Origin of the sequence: Pseudomonas sp. VA159-2, from assembly GCF_024126635.1 — a bacterium.
GTDB classification, from domain to species: Bacteria; Pseudomonadota; Gammaproteobacteria; order Pseudomonadales; family Pseudomonadaceae; genus Aquipseudomonas; species Aquipseudomonas muyukensis.
On record NZ_JAMYBV010000071.1, the window covers coordinates 1 to 1,425 of the forward strand.

Consider the following 1,425-nt stretch of genomic DNA (forward strand, 5'->3'; position numbering starts at 1 on the left):
GGCCATCCCTTTCAAGGTCTTTTGGTTTTAGCGGCCTTGATGACCCGATCGGTTGAAACATGTGCATGCACTGCCGTGCCTTGGACCCAGGCTTTGGGCTTGGGCACCTTAGGGCCTCGGGGGCTTTTAGCGACTTGCTTGGGCTGGATGTTTCTGGCCAGCTCCAGCAGGCGCTGAGCCAGCTTTTCTATCGGAACAACCGGCATGTACTCGGATGGCAGGGCAATCTGCATACCTTCATAACCCCCTCTGATCTGCACCGCCAAGTGATAGATCGAAGCTTCCCAATTCTCGGGCAAGGCATCGCGGTGAGCCTGTTCAACACTTCGCTTGAGCAAGGCCAGAACGTTATATGCGAGCACGGCAGTGGTGAATCCAAGCAAGGCCGCTCGTGGACTGCCGAGGGTTTCGATTTCACTTTCCAGAATGGCTTCCAGTCGCTGGAACATCCCTTCAATGCTCCAGCGGCGGCGATAGAAGTCTGCGATCTGTTGTGCACTGATGCTCTGGGGCAGGTTGCTCCAGAACATCAGGCTGTTATCACCTGAATCGTTGGGTGAATGAAGTGTCAACTCGACACGCCGCCAGCGGTGTCCGCCTTTGACTTCGATGGATTGCTCGCGTACTGAGCCTGTTGCTACGGGCATCGGTGCTTGCCACTCACCTTCCTGGATCAAGCGAGGATGCTTGGCCTGCTGACGAATGACAAATGACGTGTTTACCTGTTCGCATGCCTCCATTACAGGCAGCGTGCAGTAGAGCCGGTCAGCGATCCAAACTTGATTGGCCTTTGCTTCTGCCAGTAACGGCAAGACACAGACTCGCTCACTTGCGTAGGCGTCTTCGCACGGTTGGAGGTCAATCACCTGATCCAGATCGGGGTCGTAAACCACCACCGAGAACCCAGGGCGAGCCGCCCCGCGCTCTTGGCGCAACGCGCCAAGACGCTTTTCGGTAGAGGCCAAGTGGCTTCCATCGACCACTCGAACTTGCCAGTCAGGAAGCATGGCTGAACAGCCCAATTCATGGATTGTCGGCGCCAAGCGCTGCGCGCAGCCTGTCACTAGAGCACGCAACAGGGCAGGTTCGGTTCGGCTGACCTTGTCGTAAAGGGCCGCCAGGCTGACGGGAAGGTCGTCCAGCTGCCTCGCGGCAGCATGTAACGATGGCTTCAAACCCAGTGAAACAAGCGACATCAGTTTGACGACGGTCGAGAATAGCAGCTCGCGAGAATACTGCCGTTGCCGATGCTCCTCGAAAACCTGATCGACCCACTCCGGCGCAATGGCCTGCTCCAAGGCAAGTTTGGCCATTACGCTGGCAGGTGCTTTCTTCTCGAATCGCGCTAGTACATCAGCCCACATCGCTCGGGTCTTCCTGACTGGATTTCAGCGGATTCTACCGAAGACCTTGAAAGGGATGGCC

At 56.8% G+C, this 1,425-nt stretch carries 1 protein-coding gene; it reads right to left on the reverse strand.

Going from position 1 to position 1,425, the window contains the following annotated elements; all coding sequences use genetic code 11:
• Positions 1–11 precede the first annotated feature (11 nt).
• A complete protein-coding gene (locus NJG22_RS24390; RefSeq protein WP_253098486.1) occupies positions 12–1,313 on the reverse strand; it encodes an IS4 family transposase in 1,302 nt (433 codons plus the stop codon).
• Positions 1,314–1,425: the final 112 nt, after the last annotated feature.